This window comes from Flavonifractor sp. An91 (assembly GCF_002159225.1).
Classification (GTDB): Bacteria; Bacillota; Clostridia; order Oscillospirales; family Oscillospiraceae; genus Flavonifractor; species Flavonifractor avicola.
The window spans coordinates 71,271-92,381 of record NZ_NFHA01000006.1 but is presented as its reverse complement, the minus strand read 5'-3'; the positions used below and the strand labels follow the sequence as shown (position 1 = coordinate 92,381).

The following is a 21,111-nucleotide window of genomic DNA, read 5'->3' as shown; positions in this document are numbered from 1 at the left end:
TCAAAGCCCAGCGCAGCGGGTTTGATTTGGAGAGGACGAGCAACGGAATGAGTGAGCTTTGCCCGTCAGGGGAAAGCGAAGGATATGGAGTTTGGGAGGACGAGGTCATACCTCCCGTAATGATGTGATTTTGGTGATGGGGTGGGGGGAAGGTCTGTTACTTCTCCCGGCGCTCTGCCGTCCGGCGGTTGATACGTTCGCCGGTGTTGTGGATAATCTGGAGCAGGGACTGGTACAGGCCGGGGTAGTTCTCCATCAGGGCGTCGTTGTTCATGGGAGGGAAGTTGCCCTTGTCCTTGACGTGGGCGGCCAGGGCCTCGGTGTAGTCAGCCTCGGCGCAGATCATGTCGGCAAAGGGCACGCCGGCGGTGAACTGCCGGGCGGGGACGGAGAAAAAGTCCTCGTTCTGGGTGCCGTCCGCCCGGTAGAGGTGGCGGAACAGCTTATAGATGGCGGTGCCCAGATAGTCGGCGGCGGCGTTGATGGCCTCCTTCTTGCCGGTCTTGCCCAGCAGGTCAAAGAGCACGCCGGTGGAGTTGACCAGCAGCTTCTTGTTCAGGGTGGCCAGGATGGAGCCGTGGAGCACGTTGTCCTTCTCGGTGGAGTAGTCGTACAGCTCCTCGGCGGCGATGGTTGTGCCGTCCCGGCTCAGGGTCCGGCCCAGCAGGAAGTCGGCGGATACGTTATAGTAGTTGCAGGCCTTGATGACAAAGGCCAGGCCGGGCTCCCGGACGCCGTTTTCATAGTGGGACAGCAGCGCCTGGCTGATGCCCAGGTCCTTGGCCACCGCCCGCTGAGACGCGCCCTTCTCCTGCCGCAGCAGAGACAGGCAGCGGGAAAAATCAGAAGTCATAGCACACCTCTCCTAAAAAACAGTGTGTATAGTATAATTGCAAAAATACCAAAAGTAAAGCGGATTTTTCCACAATATTTTTTCGTACTGGTCCTTGTGATTGTCCTGAGAGCAGGTGTATAATAGCTATACCGCCAAGTATTTGGCAAAAGTACGGAACTTTGAAATGGAGGAGATTCCCATGGCTATTCATATGTTTCAGACCCTGATTGACACTCTGAAGAAGAGCCCCAAGAAGATCATTTTCACCGAGGGTACCGACCCCCGTATCCTGGAGGCCAGCGCCCGTCTGCTGGCCGGTACCTTCCTGACTCCCGTGCTCATCGGTAACGAGGAGGCGGTTCACGCCGCCGCCGAGGAGGCCGGCTACAACATCCGGGGCGCCGAGATCATTGACCCCGCCACCTATCCCGAGATGGATAAGCTGGTGGACGCCATGGTGGAACTGCGTAAGGGCAAGATGACTGCCGACGAGTGCCGCGCTGCTCTGAAGAAGGGCAACTACTTCGGCACCATGCTGGTGAAGATGGGCGTGGCCGACTGCCTGCTGGGCGGCGCCACCTACTCCACCGCCGACACCGTCCGTCCCGCCCTGCAGCTGATCAAGACCAAGCCCGGCAACAAGATCGTGTCCTCCTGCTTCATCCTGGTCCGTGAGGGCGTGGGCGAGAACACCGTGCTGGCCATGGGCGACTGTGCCATCAACATTGACCCCACCGAGGACGACCTGGTGGAGATCACCACCGAGGTGGCCCACTGCGCCCGCACCTTCGGCATCGACCCCAAGGTGGCCATGCTGAGCTACTCCACCAAGGGCTCCGGCAAGGGCGAGACCGTGGACAAGATGCGCCACGCCTACGAGAAGGTGATGGCCACCAACCCCGACTTCGCCGTGGACGGCGAGCTCCAGTTTGACGCCGCCGTGTCCCCCAAGGTGGCTGAGACCAAGTGCAAGGACTCCAAGGTCGCCGGTCAGGCCAACACCTTTATCTTCCCCAACATCAACGCCGGCAACATCGGCTACAAGATCGCCCAGCGTCTGGGCGGCTTCGACGCCTACGGCCCCGTGCTGCTGGGCCTGAACGCCCCCATCAACGACCTGTCCCGCGGCTGCAACGCCCAGGAAGTCTATTCTATGGCTATTATCACTGCTGCGCTGGCTTAATCAGTTACTTACGGAAACCGGAGCACTCGTCAGGGTGCTCCGGTTTTTTATATATGGAAGGCTTCCGGCAAATTGACAAAAAAGTTTGGCGGACAGGGGCGGAAAACCGCCGGTCTTGGGGGTGGGGCGGTTCCTTTTTTGTCCTATCCACCAGATGTCGTGGTGTGAAAATTCCTTTCTCCACAGGGAGAGAAACTGTTCGCTTTTCCCGGAAAGCCTTGACTTTTGGATCAGATGCGTGTATCATTACGACTGTAACCATTTGTAACCTTTTCGTTTCCGGCTGTTACCGATCGGATACAGACCGGATACAGACTCATTGATATTCCACGATATAGGAGGGGAATCCCCCCATGGACGAGATCCTTCATATTCCACAGGAACGGGAGACTGAGAGTCTGACCGCCCGGCTGCGGGCCAAGGCCCAGACCGCCGGCGGCGCCATCCGCGTTGGCGCCAAGCGGTTCCAGCACTGGGCCGACGCCGCCACCGCAGGTGGCCGCCGCATTGTCAGCCCGTTCCACTTCCTGGCTGTGGCCGCCGTTGTGGGCGTGGCCGCTGTGGTCACCTCCGTTTACGCCCCCGCCTATGTGGTGGAGATGAACGGCGTGGCTCTGGGCACCGTCACCTCTCCTCAGGTCTTTGAGGACGCGGTGGATCGGGTAGAGGCCCGGGCCACGCAGATCCTGGGATATGACTACACTCTGGACGGTGATATTGCCTACTCCTTCGCCCTGGTTGAGCAGGAGAACATTACCCCCGCCGCTGAGTTTGAGACCTATCTCTTCGATCAGATCGGCGACGTGATGAAGAACTATGTGCTCACCGTCAACGGCCAGTTTATCGGCGCCGCCCAGGACCGTGAGACTCTGGATATCGTTCTGGACCAGGTGAAGGCCCCCTATATCAATGAGAACACCATCTCCGCCGAGTTTACCTCCGGCGTGTACATCACCCACGAGTACACCGCCTCCGACGTCAACCAGGATGCCGACGCCATGGTGGCCGCCCTCACCGCCAATCAGAACGGCCAGACCACCTATGAGGTGCAGCAGGGCGATACCTTTGTGGACATCGCCGTGGCCAACGGCATGACCCTGTCCGAGCTGGAGGCCCTCAACCCCGGTGTGGACAGCAGCCGCATTTACATCGGTCAGATCGTCAACGTGAAGGAAGAGATCCCCTTCCTGTCCGTTAAGACGGTGGATCACGTGACCTACACCGAGGAGATTGCCTGCCCTGTGGTGGAAGTGGAGGATGACTCCATGTACCAGGGTGAGTCCAAGGTGCTGGACGCCGGTACCCCCGGCGAGCAGGTGGCCACCGCCGATGTGTCCTACCTCAACGGCGTGGAGCAGGAGCGCACGGTGCTGGAGACCCAGGTCACCCGTGAGGCCACCAACAAGGTCATCGCGGTGGGCACCAAGGTGCGGCCCTCCTGGCTGCCTACCGGCACTTACAGCTGGCCGGTGTACGGCAACATCACCTCCAGCTTTGGCTACCGCTCCATCTTCGGCTCCTACAGCTACCACAGCGGTCTGGACATCGCCACCTCCTACGGCACCACCATCAAGGCCGCCGACGGCGGCACCGTGGTGTGGTCGGGCACCGGTACCGGCAGCTACTGGAGCTACGGCAACTATGTGGTGGTGGACCACGGCAACGGCAAGCGCACCCTGTACGCCCACTGCTCCAGCCTGCTGGTCTCCACCGGCGAAAAGGTCTACCAGGGCCAGCCCATCGCCCGTGTGGGTTCCACCGGCCGGTCCACCGGCAACCACTGCCACTTTGAGATACAGATCAACGGCACCGCCGTCAACCCCCTGGCTTACCTGGGGTAATCATCAAACATAAAAAGCCCGGCGCGTCGTGTGACGCGCCGGGCTTTTTTGTGCTGTTATTGGTCTCCGTAGGTGTGGGCCAGCACCTGGGCCAGGGCGGCCTTCCGGCAGCGCTCACACAGCGTTTCCGGCTCCTCGCCCGCCTTTTGGGCGGCCAGGGCCAGCTCCTCCGCCGTGCCGATGACCGCGCCGCACCGGGCGCACCGCACCAGGGTAAAGGTCTTGCCCCAGATGGTGCGGGTGTCCGCCGTCTCGGTGAGGGGGATGGCGTCGGTGGGGCACACGCTGGCGCAGGAGCCGCAGCCCACGCACACCGGGCTGGGGTCGTGGTAGGGGGTGGCTACCTCCTTGGTGACTCCACGGTTGACCGTGGAGATGGCCCCCACGCTCAGCTCGGCGCAGGCCCGGGCGCACAGCCCGCACAGGATGCACTTGCCGCTGTCCACCGGCTTGAGGCGCTCCAGAGGGGGCGCGCCGTAGTGGGTACACATCTGGGCAATCAGTTCGCTGTCCGGGGCTCGCTTGCGGAGGAGGGACAGAATCATCCCCCGCTGACTGCGGACCTTGTCGCTGTCGGTGGATACGGTACACTCCCGCTCCACCGGGTAGACGCAGGACACCACGATTTTGGGGCCCTTGCCCTCGTCCACCTCCACAATGCACACCCGGCAGCAGCCCTGACCGGGCAGGGCCTCGTGGTGGCACAGGGTGGGGATGTAGATGCCGTTGCGCCGGGCCACCTGGAGGAGAAATTCCCCCTTCTCACAGCTGCACTGTTTTCCGTCAATGGTAATGATCATCCCGCCACCTTGCCTTTCGTCTCCACCGCGCCGAACTTGCAGGCCTCCCGGCAGGAGCCGCAGGCGATGCACCTGGCGGGGTCAATGACATGGGGCTCCTTCACGCCGCCGGAGATGGCCCCGGCGGGGCAGGCCCGCTTACACGCTCCGCAGCCCACGCACTTGTCCGGCTGAATGGCGAAGGAGGTGAGGGCGGGGCACACGCCGGCGGGACAGCGGTGCTCCAGGATGTGGGCCTCGTACTCCTGCCGGAAATACTTCAGGGTGGTGAGCACCGGGTTGGGGGCCGATTTGCCCAGGGCGCACAGGGCGCTGCCCTCCAGGGTCTCGCATAGCTGCTCCAGCAGATCCAGGTCGCTGAGCTGTCCCCGGCCCTCACAGATATCGGTAAGGAGTCGGAGCATATGCCGCAATCCCTCCCGGCAGGGGGTACACTTGCCGCAGGACTCCTCCGAGAGGAACTTGATATAATACCGGGCCACTTCCACCATGCAGCTGCGGTCATCCATGACGATCATGCCGCCGGAGCCCATCATGGCTCCGCGGCTTTTCAGGGTGTCGAAGTCCACCGGCAGGTCCAGCAGCTCTGCCGGGATACATCCGCCGGAGGGGCCGCCGGTCTGCACCGCCTTGAAGGGCCGGTCTCCCTGGATGCCGCCGCCAATATCGTAGATCAGGTGCCGCAGGGTGACCCCCATGGGTACCTCCACCAGGCCGGTGCGCTTCACCTTGCCCACCAGGGCGAATACCTTGGTGCCCTTGGAGCCCTCGGTACCCATTTGGGCGAAGGCGTCGCCGCCGCCGGAGAGGATCACCGGAACATTGGCCAGAGTCTCCACGTTGTTGAGGACGGTGGGCTGGTTCCACAGGCCCCGCTGCACTGAGCGAATATATTTGGCCCGGGGTTCGCCCACCCGGCCCTCCACCGAGGCCATCAGCGCCGTGGACTCGCCGCACACGAAAGCGCCGCCGCCTCTGACAACGGAGAGTTCTAATTTCTTGTCAGATCCCAGAATGTGATCACCCAGTGCGCCGTAGGCCTGGGCCTGGGCGATGGCCTCCCGCACATTTTTCACCGCCAGAGCGTACTCGTCCCGGATATAGAGGAAGCCCTCCTCCGCGCCGATGGCCAGGGCACAGATGGCCATACCCTCCAGCACGCTGTGGGGGTCCCCCTCCAGAATGGAGCGGTCCATAAAAGCGCCGGGGTCGCCCTCGTCGCCGTTGCAGGCTACATATTTGGGGAATTTGTGGTATCCGGCGGCAGTGCGCCACTTCCGGCCGGTGGGGAAGCCCGCGCCCCCCCGACCCCGCAGGCCGGAGCGGTCCATCTGGTCCAGAATCTCTTCCGGGGTCATGGTGAGAGCCTTGCGCAGCGCCTGATAGCCACCGTGGGCCACATAGTCCTCCACACTGGTGGGGGAGATGGCGCCAATGTTGCGCAGGGCGATTTTGTGCTGGGGGGCGTAGAAGGGGTTTTCCCGCTGGCTGCGCACCCGCTGGCCCTGGTCGTTTTTGTAGAGGAGGCGGTCCACCGTCTCACCGCCCAGGACGGTCTTTTCCACGATCTCGGGGACGTCCTTTACCTGGACTTTGTAGTAGGTGATATCATCCGGGTCGATTTTGACCAGAGGTCCGTTCTCACAAAAGCCGTTGCAGCCGGTCTCCTTTACCAGCCACGCCACGGCGTGGTCTGAGCCCTCCAGCAGGCGGTGGAATTCGGCGGCCACCTTGGCGCTGCCGTTGGCCAGGCAGCCGGTGCCGCAGCACACCAATACCGTTTTATTCATGGCGCTCCACCTCCCGGTACTGGTCCAGAATTTTGGGCAGCTTCTCCAGGGTCACCCGCCCGTAGTAGGTGTCGTCCACTACCATCACCGGGGCCAGGGCGCAGGAGCCCAGGCAGTTCACCAGCTCCAGAGAGAACAGCCCGTCCTCCGAGGTCTCCCCGGCGTCGATGCCCAGCAGACGCCGTACCCCGTCCAGCAGGGTGGTGGAGCCCCGGATGTGGCAGGCGGTGCCGTCGCACAGCTTGATGATGTGCCTGCCCTTGGGCTTGAGGCTCAGGGCCTTGTAGAAGGTGGCCATGGCGTACAGGGAGGACAGGGGACAGCCCAGATAGGCCGCCAGGGCCACCATGCCCTCCCGGGGGATGTAGTTGAACTTGTGCTGCATATCCTGGAGCATGGCCAGGCTGAACCGCTGCTCCGGGGGATAGGCCTGTAAGATGGCCTGAATGTCCTCCATGGGGATATCCATATGGGTTTCACCGCCTTTTTTGGGTTTGGCGGGGGAGCGGGGGCTCAGCCCCCGGCCACCACCGGGAAGATCTGCACCGTGTCGCTGTCTTTCAGCGGGGTGTCCAGGCCGGAGAGAAACTCCACCCGGCGGCCGTTGACCAGCACGATGATTTTTTCCCCCAGTGCGTCCCCGGCGGGGGAGAAAAACTCCCCCCGGAACCGGGGGCCAAAACGCCGGGACAGGTCCTCCCCCAGCGCCCCCACGGTGGGGGGCGGGGAGAGGACCAGTTCCTTGGTCCCGGCAAACTCCTTTTCCCGCAGATAGGCAAAGAATTTCACCGTCATGGGCTTATTTCAGGTTGAGGGAGGCCAGCTTCTCCGGGGTGGGGATGCCCTCCGCCGTCCAGCCACGGGCGGCGTAATACTCCGCCAGCATGGTGTACAGGTCGTTGACCTTGCCCGCCGCCGGACCCTCGGGCAGCTTCTCCCGCAGCAGCCGGGGAGGCAGGGTGTCCTTCTCCACACCGGCGGCAATGTTGAACTGCTTCTCCAGGTTCCAGATCCGCTCACCTTTCAGCAGGATCTCCTCGTCGCTCTCGTCGCTGCCCACCGCCTCCCGGTACTGGGCGGCCACCTCGGGCAGGCCGATGCCGAAGGTGGTGAACAGGCAGATGCCGGTGGCGTCCACCAGGGCGGTGAGGTCCTGGAAGGTTTTCAGCAGACCCGCCTTGCCCTCGGTGACCAGGGGGTCCATCTTCATGGGGATGCCCAGCACCTCGGGGGAGATCATGTAGCCCCGGACGTGGCAGCCGCCCCGGTTGGAGGTGGCGTACTCCAGGCCGATGCCCTGGATGGCCCGGCCGTCATAGGCGGGCATCTCCTGCTTCTTTACCGACATGGACAGCTCGGGATGACCGTATTTTTCTGCCATGCGGTAGGAGCCCAGGCCCATGATCTTGCCGAAGCCCTCCCCCTTGCAGGTCATCTCCACCGCCTTCACCATGGCCGCCGCGTCGCCGAAGCGGAGGGGGAAGCCGATGTCGGACTCGGGGATGGCCCCCATCTCAAAGAGCTCCATGGCGCAGGCCACGGTGGCTCCCATGGTGATGGGGTCGATGCCGTACTGGTTGCACAGGAAGTTGGCGTCGCACACCGCCGCCAGATCGTTGACGCCGCAGTCGGCGCCGAAGGACCAGCCCGCCTCGTACTCGGGACCCTCGCCCTTGGAGGCGAAGGGGCCCTCCTTGATCTCCACCGCCCGGCCGCAGCCGATGGAGCAGCCGAAGCAGCCCTTGTTCCGCAGCAGGTACTTGGCGGCCAGGGTCTCGCCGGAGATGTCGTCGGCCTTGTCAAACACCGAGCCGTCCCGGCCGTTGTTCAGGGGCAGGCCGCCGGTGGCGTTGACGATGTTCACCAGAATTTGAGTGCCGTAGGCCGACAGGCCGGCTCCGGTGACCGGGTGGGCCTTCAGCTTGGCCCGGGCGTCCACGCAGGCCTCAAAGAAGGCCTCGGGCCTGGCCACCGTTACCGAGCCGGTGCCCCGGACGGCGATGGCCTTCAGCTTCTTGGAGCCCATCACCGTGCCCATACCGCCCCGGCCCGCCGCCCGGTGCTTGTCGTTCATGATGGCGGAGAAGAGACAGCCGGTCTCCCCGGCGGGGGCGATGCAGGCGATGCGGAATTCGTCCCCCAGCTCCTCCCGCAGCAGGTCGGTGGTCTCGAACACGTCCTTGCCCCACAGGTGGGAGGCGTCCCGCAGCTCCACCGTGCCGTCGTTGATGTAGAGGTACACCGGCTTCTCCGAGATGTTCTCAAAGATGATGCCGTCGTACCCGGCGTATTTCAGCTCGGGGCCGAAGTGGCCGCCGGAGTTGGCTGCCCCGATGGTGCCCGTCAGGGGGGACTTGGCCACCGCGTTGTACCGGCCGGAGGAGGTGGCGCAGGTGCCCGTCAGAGGGCCGGTCATGAAGATCAGCTTGTTGTCCGGCCCCAGAGGGTCGCAGTTGGGGTCGCACTCGTCGCAGTAATACTTGGTGCCCAGACCACGGGCTCCCACATACTCCCGGGCGTTCTTCTGGTTCAGGGGCTCCCTGCGGATGGACCCCGCCGCCAGATCAATGCGTAAAATCGTGCCGGTATATCCGTTTCCCATGGCTCACCCCTCCGTTCCCATGGCGGCCACAATCTTGTCCGCCGTCAATTTTTTTCGTACGTCCCGCGCGTCCGGGTCCTCAAAGCTCAGGGCCCCGCCGGGGCAGTACTTGACGCACTTGGGGTCCCCGCCGCACAGGTCGCACTTGAATACCTTCTTTACAATGGTGGAATAGGACATATTGCCCAGAGGGCAGGCGCTGCGGCACATCTTGCAGCCGATGCACTTGTCGTAGTTGATGACGCAGGCCCCGTTTTCGTCCCGGCGGATGGCCTTCACCGGGCACACCTTCATGCAGCTGGCGTCCTCGCACTGCTGGCACACCACCGGCACCGCCAGGGTGGCGGCCTCATACTCCAGCACGGTGATGTTGGCCAGGCGGGGGTTGAACTGCTGGTAGTGGCCGAAGGAGCACACCAGCTCGCAGGTGCGGCAGCCGATGCATTTCTCCGGCTTGACAACGAGTTGTTTCATCCCCTTCCTCCCATTCCCGGCGGGAAGGGAGGCACACCTCCTTTTGAAACAGAATTTGAACTCCTGATTTTAGTGTAGGAGCACGGGGGCGGGAAGTAAAGGGAAGGACTGGGAATTCATATTGCTTTTGTGCATAAAGGGCCGTATAATAAGGGCAGCTAAACTGTACGTTCTGCCACAGAAACCGGGGCGAAAACCGGGGAACGCCGGAGATTCCCGGCCTGAGGGCATATACCTTTTGGCTATAAGGAGGGAGCAGCTTGCAGATCGCCCAGATCCGATATTTCGTCACCGCCGCCCAGCTGCAAAACCTGTCCAAGGCGGCGGAGGCCCTCCACCTCAGCCAGCCCTCCCTGTCCCGCAGCATTGCCCGGCTGGAGGAGGAGCTGGGCACCCCGCTGTTTACCCGCTCCGGCAAGCGTATCCTGCTCAACGAGCCGGGCCGCCGGTTTCTGGAGAGCGCCCGGGCCATGCTCCGGGACCTGGACGACACCCTGCTGGAGCTGGGGGAGCTGTCCGCCGGGCCGGTGAAGCGGCTGTCGGTAGGGTGCTGCGGCGGAGAGGAGAAGGTGGCTGCCTGTCTGGCCGCCTTTGCCGATACCCGGCCGGGGGTGGAGTTCCAGCTGGACTGCCGCATTGAGGAGCTGGAGGTCCCCGACATCAACAAATACGATATGCTGCTCTGTCCCGACGACAGCCGGTATGAGAAGTTCCGGGGCTACCCCCTGGGCAGCGAGCGTTACCTGCTGGCCCTGCCTGCCCATCACCCCCTGGCCCGCCGGGAGCCGGTGGATCTGAAGGCCCTGGAGGGCCAGCCCATGGTCTTTCTCAGCAGCCCCGGCCACTGGCTGGAGGAGCCCTACTACCTGTGCGCCGGGCTCAACCTCCATCCGGCCACCCGCTGTCTGGTCAACGACCGGGAGGGTCACCGGCAGGTGGTGGCCGCGGGACTGGCCCTGGGCTTTGTGCCCGAGGGAGCCGCCGCCCCCTACCGGGCCGACTCCCGCATTGCCCTGGCCCGGCTGGCCAGCGGCCGGTTTGCCCGGCCCCTGATGCTGTGCTTCAAGCGGGAAAAACATCTCAGCCCTGTGGGGTTGGAATTTCAAGCCTTCGCCCTGGACTTTTTCGGGGTGGGAAAGGAGGGGGACCATGCTCACCGTCATGACCCCTGAGGAACTTTTGACACGGATTGCAAATACCTTCGGCCCCCTGGACCGGCCCCCGGAAACCGTGGGGCTGGACCGTGCCCTGGGCCGGGTGCTGGCCCGGGAGATCCGGGCCGCCCAATTTGTCCCCGGATTTGACCGCTCCACCGTGGACGGCTACGCCCTGCGGGGGGCGGACACCTTCGGGTGCAGCGAGTCCATCCCCGCCCTGCTCACCTGCACCGGGGCGGTGGAGATGGGCAAGGAGCCCGCCTTTGCCGTGGGCCCCTATCAGTGCGGCGCCATCCCCACCGGTGGGGCCCTGCCGGAAGGCGCCGACGCCGTCCAAATGGTGGAGCACACCGAGGACTACGGCGGCGGGGAGATCGGCATTGTAAAGAGCGTTCCCCCGGGGGCCAACCTGATTTTTAAAGGGGACGACGTGAAGCCGGGGGACCTGGTGCTGCGGAAGGGCCGCAGGCTGGAGCCCCAGGACGTGGGGGCTTTGGCGGCCCTGGGGGTGACTCAGGTGCCGGTAGTCCCCAAACTACGGGTGGGCCTGATCTCCACCGGGGACGAGCTGGTGCCCCCGGAGCAGGACCCCGGCCCCGGACAGGTGCGGGACGTGAACGGCCCCCTGGTGGCCGCTCTGCTGGCCCAGGCGGGGGCGGAAGCGGTGCCCCTGGGCATTGTCCCCGACCGGGAGGAACTGCTAAAGAAAGCGGTGGAGGGAGCTCTGGAGAAATGTGACTGCGTGGTGCTGTCGGGAGGCAGCTCGGTGGGGGAGAAAGACGCCGCCTGCCGGGTGATGGCAGCGCTGGGTGATGTGCTGTGCCACGGGGTGGCTATGAAGCCGGGCAAGCCCACCCTGCTGGGAAAGGCGGAGGGCAAGCCCATCCTGGGCCTGCCCGGCCACCCGGTGGCCGCCCTGTTTACCGCAAAGCTCTTCCTCATCCCACTGCTGGCCCGGCTGGAGGGGCGGACCTGGGTGGAGCGGACGGTGTCGGCACGTCTGGCCCAGACCGTCCCCGCCAACCACGGCAGGGCCCAGTACACCGGCGTCACTCTGGAGGAGAAGCCCGACGGGCTGTGGGCCGTGCCCATCTGGGGCAAGTCGGGGCTCATTACCACCCTGGCCGGGGCGGACGGCTTCTTCTGCGTCCCCCGGGACCGGGAGGGCATCCCGGCGGGGGAATCTGTAGAGGTGTCCCTCTTCGGGTAGTTTTATATCAGGAGGCGTTTTTATGCCCTTTACTTATCTGACCAACCTCCCCCTGGAGCAGGCGGAGGAGCGCTACCCCGCCTGGCTGGCGGAGGGGGGATTTCAGCCCAAAACCGAGACGGTGCCGGTGGCCCAATCGGCAGGCCGGGTGACCGCCCGGGCGGTCTACGCTACCCTGTGCGCCCCCCACTATCCCGCCTGCGCCATGGACGGCATCGCCGTGGCGGCGGCGGACACCTTCGGGGCCACCGAGACCACGCCGGTGACCCTGGAGCCGACGCAATTCACCGTGGTGGACACCGGTGACCCCCTGCCCGAGGGGGAGGACGCGGTGGTAATGATTGAGGACGTGCTGTGGGAGGGGGAGAAGGCCGTCCTCCATGAGGCCGCCGCCCCCTGGCAGCACATCCGGCAGATCGGGGAGGACGTGTGCGCCGGGGAGATGCTCCTCCCCGCCCATACCTCCATTACCCCGGCCGCCATCGGGGCCATGATCGCCGGTGGCGTGCTGGCAGTGGAGGTGTTTACCCGCCCGGTGGTGGGGATCATCCCCACCGGGGACGAGGTGGTGCCTCCCACCGATCACCCCCAGCCCGGGGACGTGCTGGAGTTCAACTCCTCCATCTTCTCCGCTATGATTGGGGAGTGGGGCGGGACGGCCAGGACCTACCCCATCGTGAAGGACAACAGGGCCGACCTCACCGCCGCCCTCACCAGGGCCGCAGAGGAGTGCGACCTGGTGGTGCTTAACGCCGGGTCGTCGGCGGGCCGGGAGGACTACTCCGCCGCCGTCATCGGCACGGTGGGGGAGGTGCTGTGCCACGGGCTGGCCATCCGCCCCGGCAAGCCCGCCATTCTGGGCCGGAGAGGTCCGGTGCCGGTGCTGGGGGTGCCCGGCTATCCGGTCAGCGGCATTTTGGTGCTGGAGCACCTGCTCCGCCCCCTCATCGAACACTGGACCGGCAAGAAAGCCCCCGCCCGGGAACAGGCGGAGGCGGTGCTGGCCCGGCGGGTGGTGTCGGGGCTGAAATACCGGGAGTTTGTCCGGGTGCGGCTGGGCCAGGTGGGGGATAGGCTGGTGGCCTCCCCCCTGGCTAGGGGAGCGGGAGTGGTGTCCTCCTTCCTGAAGGCCGACGGCATCCTGGATATCCCCCAGGGCAAGGAGGGCCTGGAGGCGGGGGAGAGGGTCACCGTCTCTCTCCTGCGGCCCCGTGAGGAGCTGGAGCACACCCTGGTGATGATGGGCAGCCACGACCCCCTGCTGGACGAGGTGGCCGACCTGCTCCACCAGACCCACCCCCATCTGTACATGAGTTCCACCCATGTGGGCTCCATGGGGGGTATTATGGCCCTCCGCCGGGGGGAGGCCCACGGGGCGGGGTGCCACCTGCTGGACGAGGCCGACGGCAGCTACAACACCTCCTATCTGGAGAAGTATTTCCCCCACGGGGGCGTGTATCAGATGGAGTGCGTGGGCCGCACCCAGGGCCTGATGGTGGCCAAGGGCAATCCCCTGGGCATCAAGGGCTTTGGGGACATCGCCAACCTGCGGTACGTCAACCGGCAGAAGGGCTCGGGCACCCGTATTCTGGCCGACTACCTGTGCCGGAAGGAGGGCATTGACCCCGCCACTGTGTACGGCTACGACCGGGAGGAGCTGACCCACACCTCGGTGGCCGCCCAGATCGCTTCCGGCACCGCCGACGCCGGTATGGGCATCCTGTCCGCCGCCCGGCTGTATGACCTGGACTTTCTGCCGGTGTGCGTGGAGCAGTACGACCTGCTTATCCCCGACTACGCCTGGGACACCCCGGCGGTGCGGGCTTTGCTGGAGGTGCTGCAATGTCCCGCCTTCAAGGCCCGGCTGGAGGCCCTGGGGGGCTACACCCTGGACCGGCCCGGCCGGGTGCGGCGGCACTTTTAAGGCGGCACATCAAGAGAGGAGGATGGACCATGGAGCGCTATGATGTGGCGGTACTGGGGGGCGGGCTGCTGGGCTGCTTTATGGCCCGGGAGCTGCGCCGCCACCCCCTGAAGGTGGCCCTGGTGGAGGCCCGGGAGGACGTGTGTACCGGCATTTCCCGGGCAAACACCGCCATTGTGTATACCGGCTGCGACACCAAGCCGGGCACCCTCAAGACCCGGCTGTGCGTGGCGGCCTGCAAGGGCTTCGGAGACCTGTGCCGGGAGCTGGGGGTGCCCTTTGCCCGGCGGGGGTCTTTGATGGTGAGCTATGGGCCCAACGCCGACCAGACCCTCCAGCGGAAGATGATCCAGGGCATGGAGAACGGGGTGGAGGGCCTCAAGCTCATGTCGGGCCGGGCGGCCCTGGAGTGGGAGCCGGGGCTGGCCCCCGGCGTGTCCTCCGCCCTCTATGCCCCCGACACCGGGGTGACCGACCCCTGGGCCCTGTGCTACGCCGCCTGGGAGAACGCCCTGGCCAACGGCGTCACCCCCTGGCTCAACGCCCCGGTCACCGACCTGCTGCCGGAACACGGAGGCTGGCGGGTGGTCACCCTCCGGGGGGAGCTGTGGGCGGCGGCGGTGGTCAACTGCTGCGGCCTCCACGCCGACCAGGTCCAGGAGCTGGCCGCCCCGCCCACGGTACGCATTACCCCGGAGAAGGCGGACTATCTGATCCTGGATCAGGGGGCGGGCCACTATGTCAATCATGTGATCTTCCATGAGCCGGAGGAGAAGGGCAAGGGCCTGACCATGGTGCCCACCCTGGACGGCAAGCTGCTGCTGGGTCCCTCGGAGCAGCCGGGGGTGGGGCCTCTGTCCGCCACCACCCGGGCGGGGCTGGACCGGCTGCGCCAGCTGGCGGCCCAGGTGGCCCCCGAGCTGGATCTGGAACTCACCATCCGCTCCTTTGCCGGGGTGCGGCCCAAGCCCTACAACGTGGTGCGGGCCCAGAGCATCCACGATTTTACCGTCACCAATCCCGCCAGAGGGCTGTGGAGCCTCATCGGCATCAAGACCCCCGGCCTCACCTGCGCCCAGGCCCTGGGGGCCTGGCTGGCCCCCCAGGTGGCGGACCAGCTGGGGAAGGGGGAGCTGGACCCCACCTTCCGGCCGGAGCAAAAGGCCCCGGTGCGGCCCCGCGAGCTGACCCGGGAGGCGCGGGCGGCCCTGGCGGCCCGGGACCCGGCCTATGGCCGCATCCTGTGCCGGTGCGGCGGGATCACCGAAGGGGAGGTGCGGGACGCCATCCGCCGGGGAGCGGTCACCCTGGACGGGGTGAAGCGGCGGACAGGCGCCGGCCTGGGCCGGTGTCAGGGGGCCTTCTGCGGGGACCGGATCATGGCCCTCATGGCCCGGATGCTGGGGGTGCCCCCGGAAGATCTGCAAAAGGACGGGCCGGGTTCCCGGCTGCTGACAGGAGGACGGCATGGAGAAGGTTGATCTGTTGGTGGTGGGGGGCGGCGCGGCAGGGATGTCCGCCGCTCTGGCCGCCGCGGGCGCGGGGCCGGTTTCGGTGCTGCTGGTGGACCGGGAGGAGCGGCTGGGAGGCATTTTGCCCCAGTGCATCCACCAGGGCTTTGGCCTGGGCTACTTCCAGCGCAACCTCACCGGGCCGGAGTACGCCGGGCGCATTGTGGCCCAGATGGAGGGGGCGGCGGTGAGCGTGCGCCTCAACACCACCGTGCTCTCCCTGTCCCAGCGGCGGACGGCGGAGCTGTCCGGCCCCGGCGGATATGAGCCGGTGGCCTTCCGGCGGCTCATTCTGGCCACCGGCTGCCGGGAAAAGACCATCGGTTCTCTCCCCGTCACCGGTACCCGCCCCGCCGGGGTATTTACCGCCGGGGAGGCCCAGCGGATGATCAACCTCCGCCACTGGCGGCCGGGGAAAAAGGTGCTGGTGCTGGGCAGCGGGGATTTGGGCCTCATTATGGCCCGCCGGTTTGTGCTGGAGGGCTGCCAGGTGCTGGGGGTGGTGGAGCAGAAGGGGAGCTGCGGCGGCATGGTACGCAACTACCGGTCCTGTCTGCTGGAGCACCGCATTCCCCTGATCACCCGGACCACCGTCACCCAGCTCCACGGGGAGGGGCGGCTTACCGGCGTCACGCTGTGCCATCTGGACAGCGGCAAGGAGGAACAGGTGGCCTGCGACACCCTCATAACCGCCCTGGGCCTCATCCCCGAGCGGGAGCTGCTGGCGGGGCTGGGGGGGAAGCTGCCGGGCTGGGCCTCCCTGTGCGGCAACTGCGACTACGTCCATGAGATCGTGGACACCGTCACCGCCCAGGCCGAAGAGCTGGGCCGCCAGGTGGGCATGGAGCTGCTGGGCAAGAAATAAAATAAAAAACGGCCCCCATCGGAGGATATCCGATGGGGGCCGTTCTCTGTTGTCTTATTCCTCGTCCTCTTTCTTGGTGCACACGATGTTCAGCTCGTTGAGCTGGGCGTCGGTGACGAAGGAGGGAGCGCCCAGATCCCGGACAGCCTGGGCTGTCCGGGGACCCAGGGATGATTTTACTTGCTCGGCGGAAGTGAATTCCGCCTGCGCCAAGGTTTTCGCCACAGGCGAAAACGCTTGTACGCGCAAAGCGCGCCCCGCTGTGCGTGGCCCCTGATGATGGGCGCTTTACTCGTCCTCTTCCTTTTTGGTGCACACGATGTTCAGCTCGTTGAGCTGGGCGTCGGTGACGAAAGAGGGAGCGCCCATCATCAGGTCCTGGGCGTTCTTGTTCATGGGGAAGGGGATGATCTCACGGATGGAGTCCTCACCGGCCAGCAGCATGACCATACGGTCCACGCCGGGGGCGATGCCCGCGTGCGGGGGCGCGCCGTAGGTGAAGGCGTTGTACATGGCGGGGAACTTGGCCTTCACGTCCTCCTCGCCCAGCCGCACCAGCTGGAAGGCCTCGATCATGATCTCGGGGTCGTGGTTCCGCACGGCGCCGGAGGACAGCTCCACGCCGTTGCACACCAGGTCGTACTGGAAGGCGGTAATGGACAGAGGGTCCACCTCGCCGGCAGCGGCCTTCTTCAGGATCTCCAGGCCGCCGTTGGGCATGGAGAAGGGGTTGTGGCAGAACTCCAGCTCGCCGGACTCCTCACCGATCTCGTACATGGGGAAGTCCACGATCCAGCAGAACTCGTAGCGCTCCTTGTCCATGTGGTTGGGGCAGAAGTTGCCCAGCTTGGAGCGAAGCACACCGGCGGTCTTCTGGGCGGTGAGCAGCTTGCCGGCGGTGAGGCCCACGAAGCAGCCGGGCTCCAGACCCAGAGCGGACACCACGGCGTCCTTAATGGGCTGGACGAACTTGGCGATGCCGCCCACGATCTCGCCCTTCTCATCCAGACGGAACCAGTAGGCCTTGTTGCCGGACTGGACCTCCACCTCGTTGCAGATGCCGTCGATCTGCTTGCGGGTGCCCTCAAAGCCGGACACCACGATGGCTTTGACGGTGTTGCCCTCGAAGGGACCAAAGCCGCAGGAACCCAGTACCTGGGTGGCGTCGGTGACAGTCAGGTCGATGCGCAAGTCGGGCTTGTCGGAGCCGTACTTGTCCATGGCTGACCGGTAGGAGATCCGCTGGAAGGGAGCCTCAGAGGCCACGTTGTAGGTGCCGTACTGGGCGAAGATGGGGGGAAGCACCTGCTCCAGGACGGCGAACACGTCCTCCTGACCGGCAAAGGCCATCTCCATGTCCAGCTGGTAGAACTCGCCGGGGGAGCGGTCGCCGCGGGCGTCCTCGTCCCGGAAGCAAGGGGCGATCTGGAAGTACTTGTCGAAGCCGGAGGCCATCAGCAGCTGCTTGAACTGCTGGGGAGCCTGGGGCAGGGCGTAGAACTTGCCGGGGTGCTTGCGGCTGGGCACCAGGTAGTCACGGGCGCCCTCGGGGGAGGAGGCGGTCAGAATGGGGGTGGTGATCTCCATAAAGCCCTGAGCGGTCATGGCCTGCCGCAGGGCGGCCACCACCTGGGAGCGGAGGATGATGTTGTTCTTCACGGCGGGGTTACGGAGATCCAGGTAGCGGTACTTCAGCCGCTGGGTCTCGTCGGCCTCGCGGCTGCGGTTGACCTGGAAGGGCAGCTCGTTGTGGCGGCAGCGGCCCAGCACCTCGATCTTCTCGGGTACCACCTCAATGTCGCCGGTGGGCAGCTTGGGGTTCTTGGAGTCACGCTCCCGCACCACGCCGGTGACGGCAATGGTGGACTCCTTGTTCAGGGCCTTGATGGTCTTGACCATCTCCTCGGTCTCGGCCACCACCTGGGTGGTGCCGTAGAAGTCCCGCAGGACGGCGAAGCCCAGGCTGGCGCCCACCTCACGGAAGTTCTCCAGGAAGCCCGCCAGGGTGACGGTCTGGCCCACGTGCTCCATGCGGAGCTCCCCACAGGTGTGGGTGCGGTAGGCGGTTTTGACATTAGCCATGTGAAATCAACTCCAGATTGTATTATTTCTTTTCTATATTACAAAATAGCTGGGTTTTTGCCCTTGTTTGCAATTAACCCCGCAGGTCGATGACCTTGCTGTAGTACACCTGCACGTCAAAGTTCTTGTACAGGTCGGTGCCCTGCTTGGCGGTGACGCCGAAGTGGGTGAGGGCGGTGTTCTTCACGTAGTCCAGGAAGGTGACGCCGTCCACGGTGTTGAACCAGTTGAACTCCATGCCGGCGGCGGCGCAGTCGGCCTCCAGGCCGTCGATCAGCTCCTGCACATAGGGCAGCCAGGCCCCGGCGGTGGTGCCGTTGGTGAACAGCACGTCAGAGGGCTTGAGTCCGGCGGCGGTGAAGGGGGTGTAGTCGGCGGGGGTAAAGGTCTGGCGCAGGTCGGTGCGGGCCACACGGGCCACCATGGCGGCGGTCTCGGCACGGGTCAGGCTGTTATTGGCAGCGAAGGTGCCCCAGTCGTCCACGCCGGTGAGGATGCCCGCGTTGTAGAAGCGCAGCACCGACTCGTCCTTGGTGTCGGGCAGGGTGGTGATGGTGTTGATGGGGGAGAGCATCTCCTCGGGCACCACAGCGGCCAGGATGGACACAAACTCCTGACGGGTGGCCTGCTTTTCCGGGTCGGGCACGTCAATGCCCAGATCCTCCAGGTACTTCACATAGGAGAAATACCAGGGCAGGGTCTCGCCGGGCTTGGGGGTGGCCATGGGGATAGGGTCCCCGGTGATGGCCTCGTTCATGCGGGCGGCGATGGTGGCCACCTCGCCCACGGTGAGGATCTGGAAGGGGGCAAAGGCGTGGCCCGTGCCCTGCATCAGTCCCACCTCGGCGCAGATGCGGGCGGGATCTTCGTACCAGGAACCGGCCTCCACATCAATGAAGCCGGGGTACTCGTTGACCTTGGGGAAGGCCTCCTCGGGGGAGATGGCGGCGGCGGAGCCCACCAGCAGGGCGGCGGACAGAATCAGAGCGGCAAGCTTTTTCATGGAAAAATTCCTCCTTGTCAAATGGGCACAGGTTTGTCTTTTATAGACGGCTTGAAAGGGGGAAAGTTCCATTCAGTCCTTGTCCCGGATGGGAGCGCCGGCGGACCGGGCGGTGAGACCGGCCTGGACCAGAGCCACGGCCTCAGCGGGGGTGACGGTCTGCTGCTCGCCGGTGGTCAGGTCCTTCACGGTCACCTTGCCCTGGGCAATCTCGTCCTCACCCAGGAAGGCGGCGTAGGGGATGGACAGCTTGTCGGCGTAGGACAGCTTCTGCTTAAACTTCTTCTTCTCGCAGTGGAGCTGGGCCCGGACGCCGGCGTCCCGAAGGGTGGTGGCGAAGGAGATGGCGGCGGACAGGTCCTCGGTCATGGGCAGGATGAGCACGTCGGCGGGGGCGGTGAGCAGCTCATCGTTCAGGTAGCCCTGGGCCTCCAGCACGGAGAACAGCCGGGTCAGGCCGATGGAGATGCCCACGCCGGGCAGCTGCTTGTCGGTGTAGTACTCGGCCAGGTTGTCGTACCGGCCGCCGGAGCAGATGGAGCCCACCTCGGGGTGGTCCAGCATGACGGTCTCATACACGGTGCCGGTGTAGTAGTCCAGGCCGCGGGCGATGGTAAGATCCACCATAAAGTGGTCCTCCGGCACGCCGTAGGCGGACATATACTTGACCACGGTCTCCAGCTCGGACACGCCCAGGTCGAACAGCTCGTTCTTGCCCTTGAAGGGCTCCAGAGCGGCCATGGGGTCCTCAGCCGCCAGCAGGCCCAGCAGGGTGTCGGCGGTGTCGGCGGCCACGGCAAAGTCGTCCACCAGGATGGCCTTCACCTTCTCGTGGCCGATCTTCTCCAGCTTGTCGATGGTGCGCATCACGTCGCCGGCCTGCTCCTCCAGGCCCAGCAGGGCGAAGAGGCCGTTGAGGACCTTCCGGTTGTTCACCCGGATCTTAAAGCGGCGCAGGCCCAGGGCGGTAAAGGTCTTGTAGATGATGGAGGGGATCTCGGCCTCATTGGTGATGTCCAGGGCGCCGTCGCCGATGACGTCGATGTCGGCCTGATAGAACTCCCGGTAGCGGCCCTTCTGAGCCCGCTCACCCCGGTACACCTTGCCGATCTGGAACCGGCGGAAGGGGAAGGTGAGCTCGTTCTGGTGGAGGGCCACATACTTGGCCAGAGGCACGGTCAGGTCAAAGCGGAGGGACAGGTCGCTGTCGCCCTTGGTGAAGCGGTAGATCTGCTTCTCGGTCTCGCCGCCGCCCTTGGCCAGCAGCACCTCGCTGGCCTCGATGGCCGGGGTGTCCAGGGGGGTGAAGCCGTAGAGGGAGTAGCTCTTGCGAAGGATGTCCACCATCCGGTCGAACTGCACCTGGCGGGCAGGCAGCAGCTCCATAAAACCGGACAGGGTACGGGGTTTGATCTGGGCCATAGTGATGCTCCTTTGTTGTGGTTTTCCTGTATGAGTGTAGGGGCCGATGCCCACATCGGCCCGTTGGGGACGTAGGGGCGACCTTTATGGTCGCCCGTCTTGCCGCAAAAAGGCGCTCTCGTCCCTTGTCACGGGACGAAAGCGCCTGCTTTCGTGGTGCCACCCATGTTCGGCGCTTCAAAAGCGCCCTCTGGCCTTCTGTTGCGGGAAGGGGACCGCGCCCGTCTCCGGGCCCGCTGGTGGAGCCGTCTCCCGGCCGCCTGCCGCAGGTCCTTCCAGCCAGGGGACCCTTCTCTGGTGCGGCGGTGTGAGCGGTACTTGCTCCGTCATTGCGGTTTCAGCTCTTACGATATTATCCCGAAAAGGGGGAAAAGTCAATCCTTTTCCACGCTTTGCGGCAATAAAACGGGCG

The 21,111-nt window shown here is 65.0% G+C and carries 18 protein-coding genes; 7 read left to right on the top strand and 11 right to left on the bottom strand.

From position 1 onward, the window contains the following. Nucleotides 1-157: 157 nt before the first annotated feature. A complete protein-coding gene (locus tag B5G42_RS05600) occupies nt 158-853 on the bottom strand; it encodes a helix-turn-helix domain-containing protein (protein WP_087267636.1) in 696 nt (231 codons plus the stop codon). A gap of 181 nt (nt 854-1,034) precedes the next feature. On the opposite strand from B5G42_RS05600, the gene pta reads away from it, so the two are divergent. Both pta and B5G42_RS05590 read left to right on the top strand, forming a co-directional pair. Then, on the top strand, nt 1,035-2,018 hold the full coding sequence (pta, locus tag B5G42_RS05595) for a phosphate acetyltransferase (RefSeq protein WP_087187265.1): 984 nt from the start codon (nt 1,035-1,037) through the stop codon (nt 2,016-2,018). A gap of 353 nt (nt 2,019-2,371) precedes the next feature. Further along, on the top strand, nt 2,372-3,859 hold the full coding sequence (locus tag B5G42_RS05590) for a peptidoglycan DD-metalloendopeptidase family protein (RefSeq protein ID WP_087267633.1): 1,488 nt from the start codon (nt 2,372-2,374) through the stop codon (nt 3,857-3,859). A 56-nt stretch (nt 3,860-3,915) separates the two neighbouring features. On the opposite strand, the gene B5G42_RS05585 is transcribed toward B5G42_RS05590, so the two are convergent. Genes B5G42_RS05585 through B5G42_RS05560 form a run of 6 tightly spaced genes read right to left on the bottom strand, consistent with a single transcriptional unit; the run spans nt 3,916 to nt 9,525 of the window. Next, the gene (locus tag B5G42_RS05585; protein WP_087267630.1) at nt 3,916-4,659 is read right to left on the bottom strand and encodes a 2Fe-2S iron-sulfur cluster-binding protein; all 744 of its coding nucleotides are present in this window, start codon (nt 4,657-4,659) and stop codon (nt 3,916-3,918) included. Continuing rightward, a complete protein-coding gene (locus B5G42_RS05580; RefSeq protein WP_087267626.1) occupies nt 4,656-6,449 on the bottom strand; it encodes an NADH-quinone oxidoreductase subunit NuoF in 1,794 nt (597 codons plus the stop codon). Before B5G42_RS05580 ends, B5G42_RS05585 begins: the two co-directional genes overlap by 4 nt. Beyond that, entirely contained in the window at nt 6,442-6,918 is a 477-nt protein-coding gene (locus B5G42_RS05575; RefSeq protein ID WP_087267623.1) for a complex I 24 kDa subunit family protein, read from the bottom strand. Before B5G42_RS05575 ends, B5G42_RS05580 begins: the two co-directional genes overlap by 8 nt. A 44-nt stretch (nt 6,919-6,962) precedes the next feature. Continuing rightward, entirely contained in the window at nt 6,963-7,244 is a 282-nt protein-coding gene (locus tag B5G42_RS05570) for a MoaD/ThiS family protein (protein ID WP_087267620.1), read from the bottom strand. A gap of 4 nt (nt 7,245-7,248) precedes the next feature. Next, nucleotides 7,249-9,051: an aldehyde ferredoxin oxidoreductase family protein gene (locus B5G42_RS05565; RefSeq protein WP_087267618.1), complete on the bottom strand. Its 1,803-nt coding sequence runs from the start codon at nt 9,049-9,051 to the stop codon at nt 7,249-7,251. Between the two features lie 3 nt (nt 9,052-9,054). Further along, nucleotides 9,055-9,525, bottom strand: a complete 471-nt coding sequence (locus B5G42_RS05560; protein ID WP_087187272.1) for a 4Fe-4S dicluster domain-containing protein — start codon at nt 9,523-9,525, stop codon at nt 9,055-9,057. Between the two features lie 260 nt (nt 9,526-9,785). Here B5G42_RS05560 and B5G42_RS05555 point away from each other — a divergent pair, with 260 nt between their 5' ends. From B5G42_RS05555 to B5G42_RS05535, 5 genes are read left to right on the top strand one after another with little or no spacing between them, the layout of a single operon-like run. Beyond that, nucleotides 9,786-10,697 carry a LysR family transcriptional regulator gene (locus tag B5G42_RS05555; protein WP_087187342.1) on the top strand — a complete coding sequence of 304 codons (912 nt, stop codon included), beginning with the start codon at nt 9,786-9,788 and terminating at the stop codon, nt 10,695-10,697. Further along, nucleotides 10,675-11,892, top strand: coding sequence for a molybdopterin molybdotransferase MoeA (gene glp / locus B5G42_RS05550; protein ID WP_087267615.1), 1,218 nt, complete (start codon nt 10,675-10,677; stop codon nt 11,890-11,892). Before B5G42_RS05555 ends, glp begins: the two co-directional genes overlap by 23 nt. Before the next feature lie 22 nt (nt 11,893-11,914). After that, nucleotides 11,915-13,816, top strand: coding sequence for a molybdopterin biosynthesis protein (locus B5G42_RS05545; protein WP_087267610.1), 1,902 nt, complete (start codon nt 11,915-11,917; stop codon nt 13,814-13,816). Nucleotides 13,817-13,845: 29 nt separating this feature from the next. Beyond that, nucleotides 13,846-15,297, top strand: a complete 1,452-nt coding sequence (locus B5G42_RS05540) for an NAD(P)/FAD-dependent oxidoreductase (protein ID WP_162611051.1) — start codon at nt 13,846-13,848, stop codon at nt 15,295-15,297. Beyond that, on the top strand, nt 15,284-16,192 hold the full coding sequence (locus tag B5G42_RS05535) for an NAD(P)/FAD-dependent oxidoreductase (RefSeq protein WP_087267604.1): 909 nt from the start codon (nt 15,284-15,286) through the stop codon (nt 16,190-16,192). The genes B5G42_RS05540 and B5G42_RS05535 overlap by 14 nt, the downstream gene beginning before the upstream one ends. A 54-nt stretch (nt 16,193-16,246) precedes the next feature. On the opposite strand, the gene B5G42_RS18095 is transcribed toward B5G42_RS05535, so the two are convergent. The 4 genes from B5G42_RS18095 to hisS all read right to left on the bottom strand — a co-directional run bounded on the left by B5G42_RS18095 (nt 16,247) and on the right by hisS (nt 20,699). Beyond that, nucleotides 16,247-16,405, bottom strand: a complete 159-nt coding sequence (locus B5G42_RS18095) for a hypothetical protein (protein WP_162611050.1) — start codon at nt 16,403-16,405, stop codon at nt 16,247-16,249. A gap of 75 nt (nt 16,406-16,480) precedes the next feature. Then, entirely contained in the window at nt 16,481-18,274 is a 1,794-nt protein-coding gene (aspS, locus tag B5G42_RS05530) for an aspartate--tRNA ligase (protein ID WP_087267601.1), read from the bottom strand. A 73-nt stretch (nt 18,275-18,347) separates the two neighbouring features. Next, on the bottom strand, nt 18,348-19,277 hold the full coding sequence (locus tag B5G42_RS05525; protein ID WP_087267598.1) for a hypothetical protein: 930 nt from the start codon (nt 19,275-19,277) through the stop codon (nt 18,348-18,350). A gap of 72 nt (nt 19,278-19,349) precedes the next feature. Then, entirely contained in the window at nt 19,350-20,699 is a 1,350-nt protein-coding gene (hisS, locus tag B5G42_RS05520; RefSeq protein WP_087267595.1) for a histidine--tRNA ligase, read from the bottom strand. Between the last annotated feature and the right edge of the window lie 412 nt (nt 20,700-21,111).

What these genes read in the sequence shown, in the direction of transcription:
- B5G42_RS05600 (WP_087267636.1), bottom strand. Translation starts at nt 853, where the DNA reads ATGACTTCTGATTTTTCCCGCTGCCTGTCTCTGCTGCGGCAGGAGAAG.
- pta (WP_087187265.1), top strand. Translation starts at nt 1,035, where the DNA reads ATGGCTATTCATATGTTTCAGACCCTGATTGACACTCTGAAGAAGAGC.
- B5G42_RS05590 (WP_087267633.1), top strand. Translation starts at nt 2,372, where the DNA reads ATGGACGAGATCCTTCATATTCCACAGGAACGGGAGACTGAGAGTCTG.
- B5G42_RS05585 (WP_087267630.1), bottom strand. Translation starts at nt 4,659, where the DNA reads ATGATCATTACCATTGACGGAAAACAGTGCAGCTGTGAGAAGGGGGAA.
- B5G42_RS05580 (WP_087267626.1), bottom strand. Translation starts at nt 6,449, where the DNA reads ATGAATAAAACGGTATTGGTGTGCTGCGGCACCGGCTGCCTGGCCAAC.
- B5G42_RS05575 (WP_087267623.1), bottom strand. Translation starts at nt 6,918, where the DNA reads ATGGATATCCCCATGGAGGACATTCAGGCCATCTTACAGGCCTATCCC.
- B5G42_RS05570 (WP_087267620.1), bottom strand. Translation starts at nt 7,244, where the DNA reads ATGACGGTGAAATTCTTTGCCTATCTGCGGGAAAAGGAGTTTGCCGGG.
- B5G42_RS05565 (WP_087267618.1), bottom strand. Translation starts at nt 9,051, where the DNA reads ATGGGAAACGGATATACCGGCACGATTTTACGCATTGATCTGGCGGCG.
- B5G42_RS05560 (WP_087187272.1), bottom strand. Translation starts at nt 9,525, where the DNA reads ATGAAACAACTCGTTGTCAAGCCGGAGAAATGCATCGGCTGCCGCACC.
- glp (WP_087267615.1), top strand. Translation starts at nt 10,675, where the DNA reads ATGCTCACCGTCATGACCCCTGAGGAACTTTTGACACGGATTGCAAAT.
- B5G42_RS05545 (WP_087267610.1), top strand. Translation starts at nt 11,915, where the DNA reads ATGCCCTTTACTTATCTGACCAACCTCCCCCTGGAGCAGGCGGAGGAG.
- B5G42_RS05540 (WP_162611051.1), top strand. Translation starts at nt 13,846, where the DNA reads ATGGAGCGCTATGATGTGGCGGTACTGGGGGGCGGGCTGCTGGGCTGC.
- B5G42_RS05535 (WP_087267604.1), top strand. Translation starts at nt 15,284, where the DNA reads ATGGAGAAGGTTGATCTGTTGGTGGTGGGGGGCGGCGCGGCAGGGATG.
- aspS (WP_087267601.1), bottom strand. Translation starts at nt 18,274, where the DNA reads ATGGCTAATGTCAAAACCGCCTACCGCACCCACACCTGTGGGGAGCTC.
- B5G42_RS05525 (WP_087267598.1), bottom strand. Translation starts at nt 19,277, where the DNA reads ATGAAAAAGCTTGCCGCTCTGATTCTGTCCGCCGCCCTGCTGGTGGGC.
- hisS (WP_087267595.1), bottom strand. Translation starts at nt 20,699, where the DNA reads ATGGCCCAGATCAAACCCCGTACCCTGTCCGGTTTTATGGAGCTGCTG.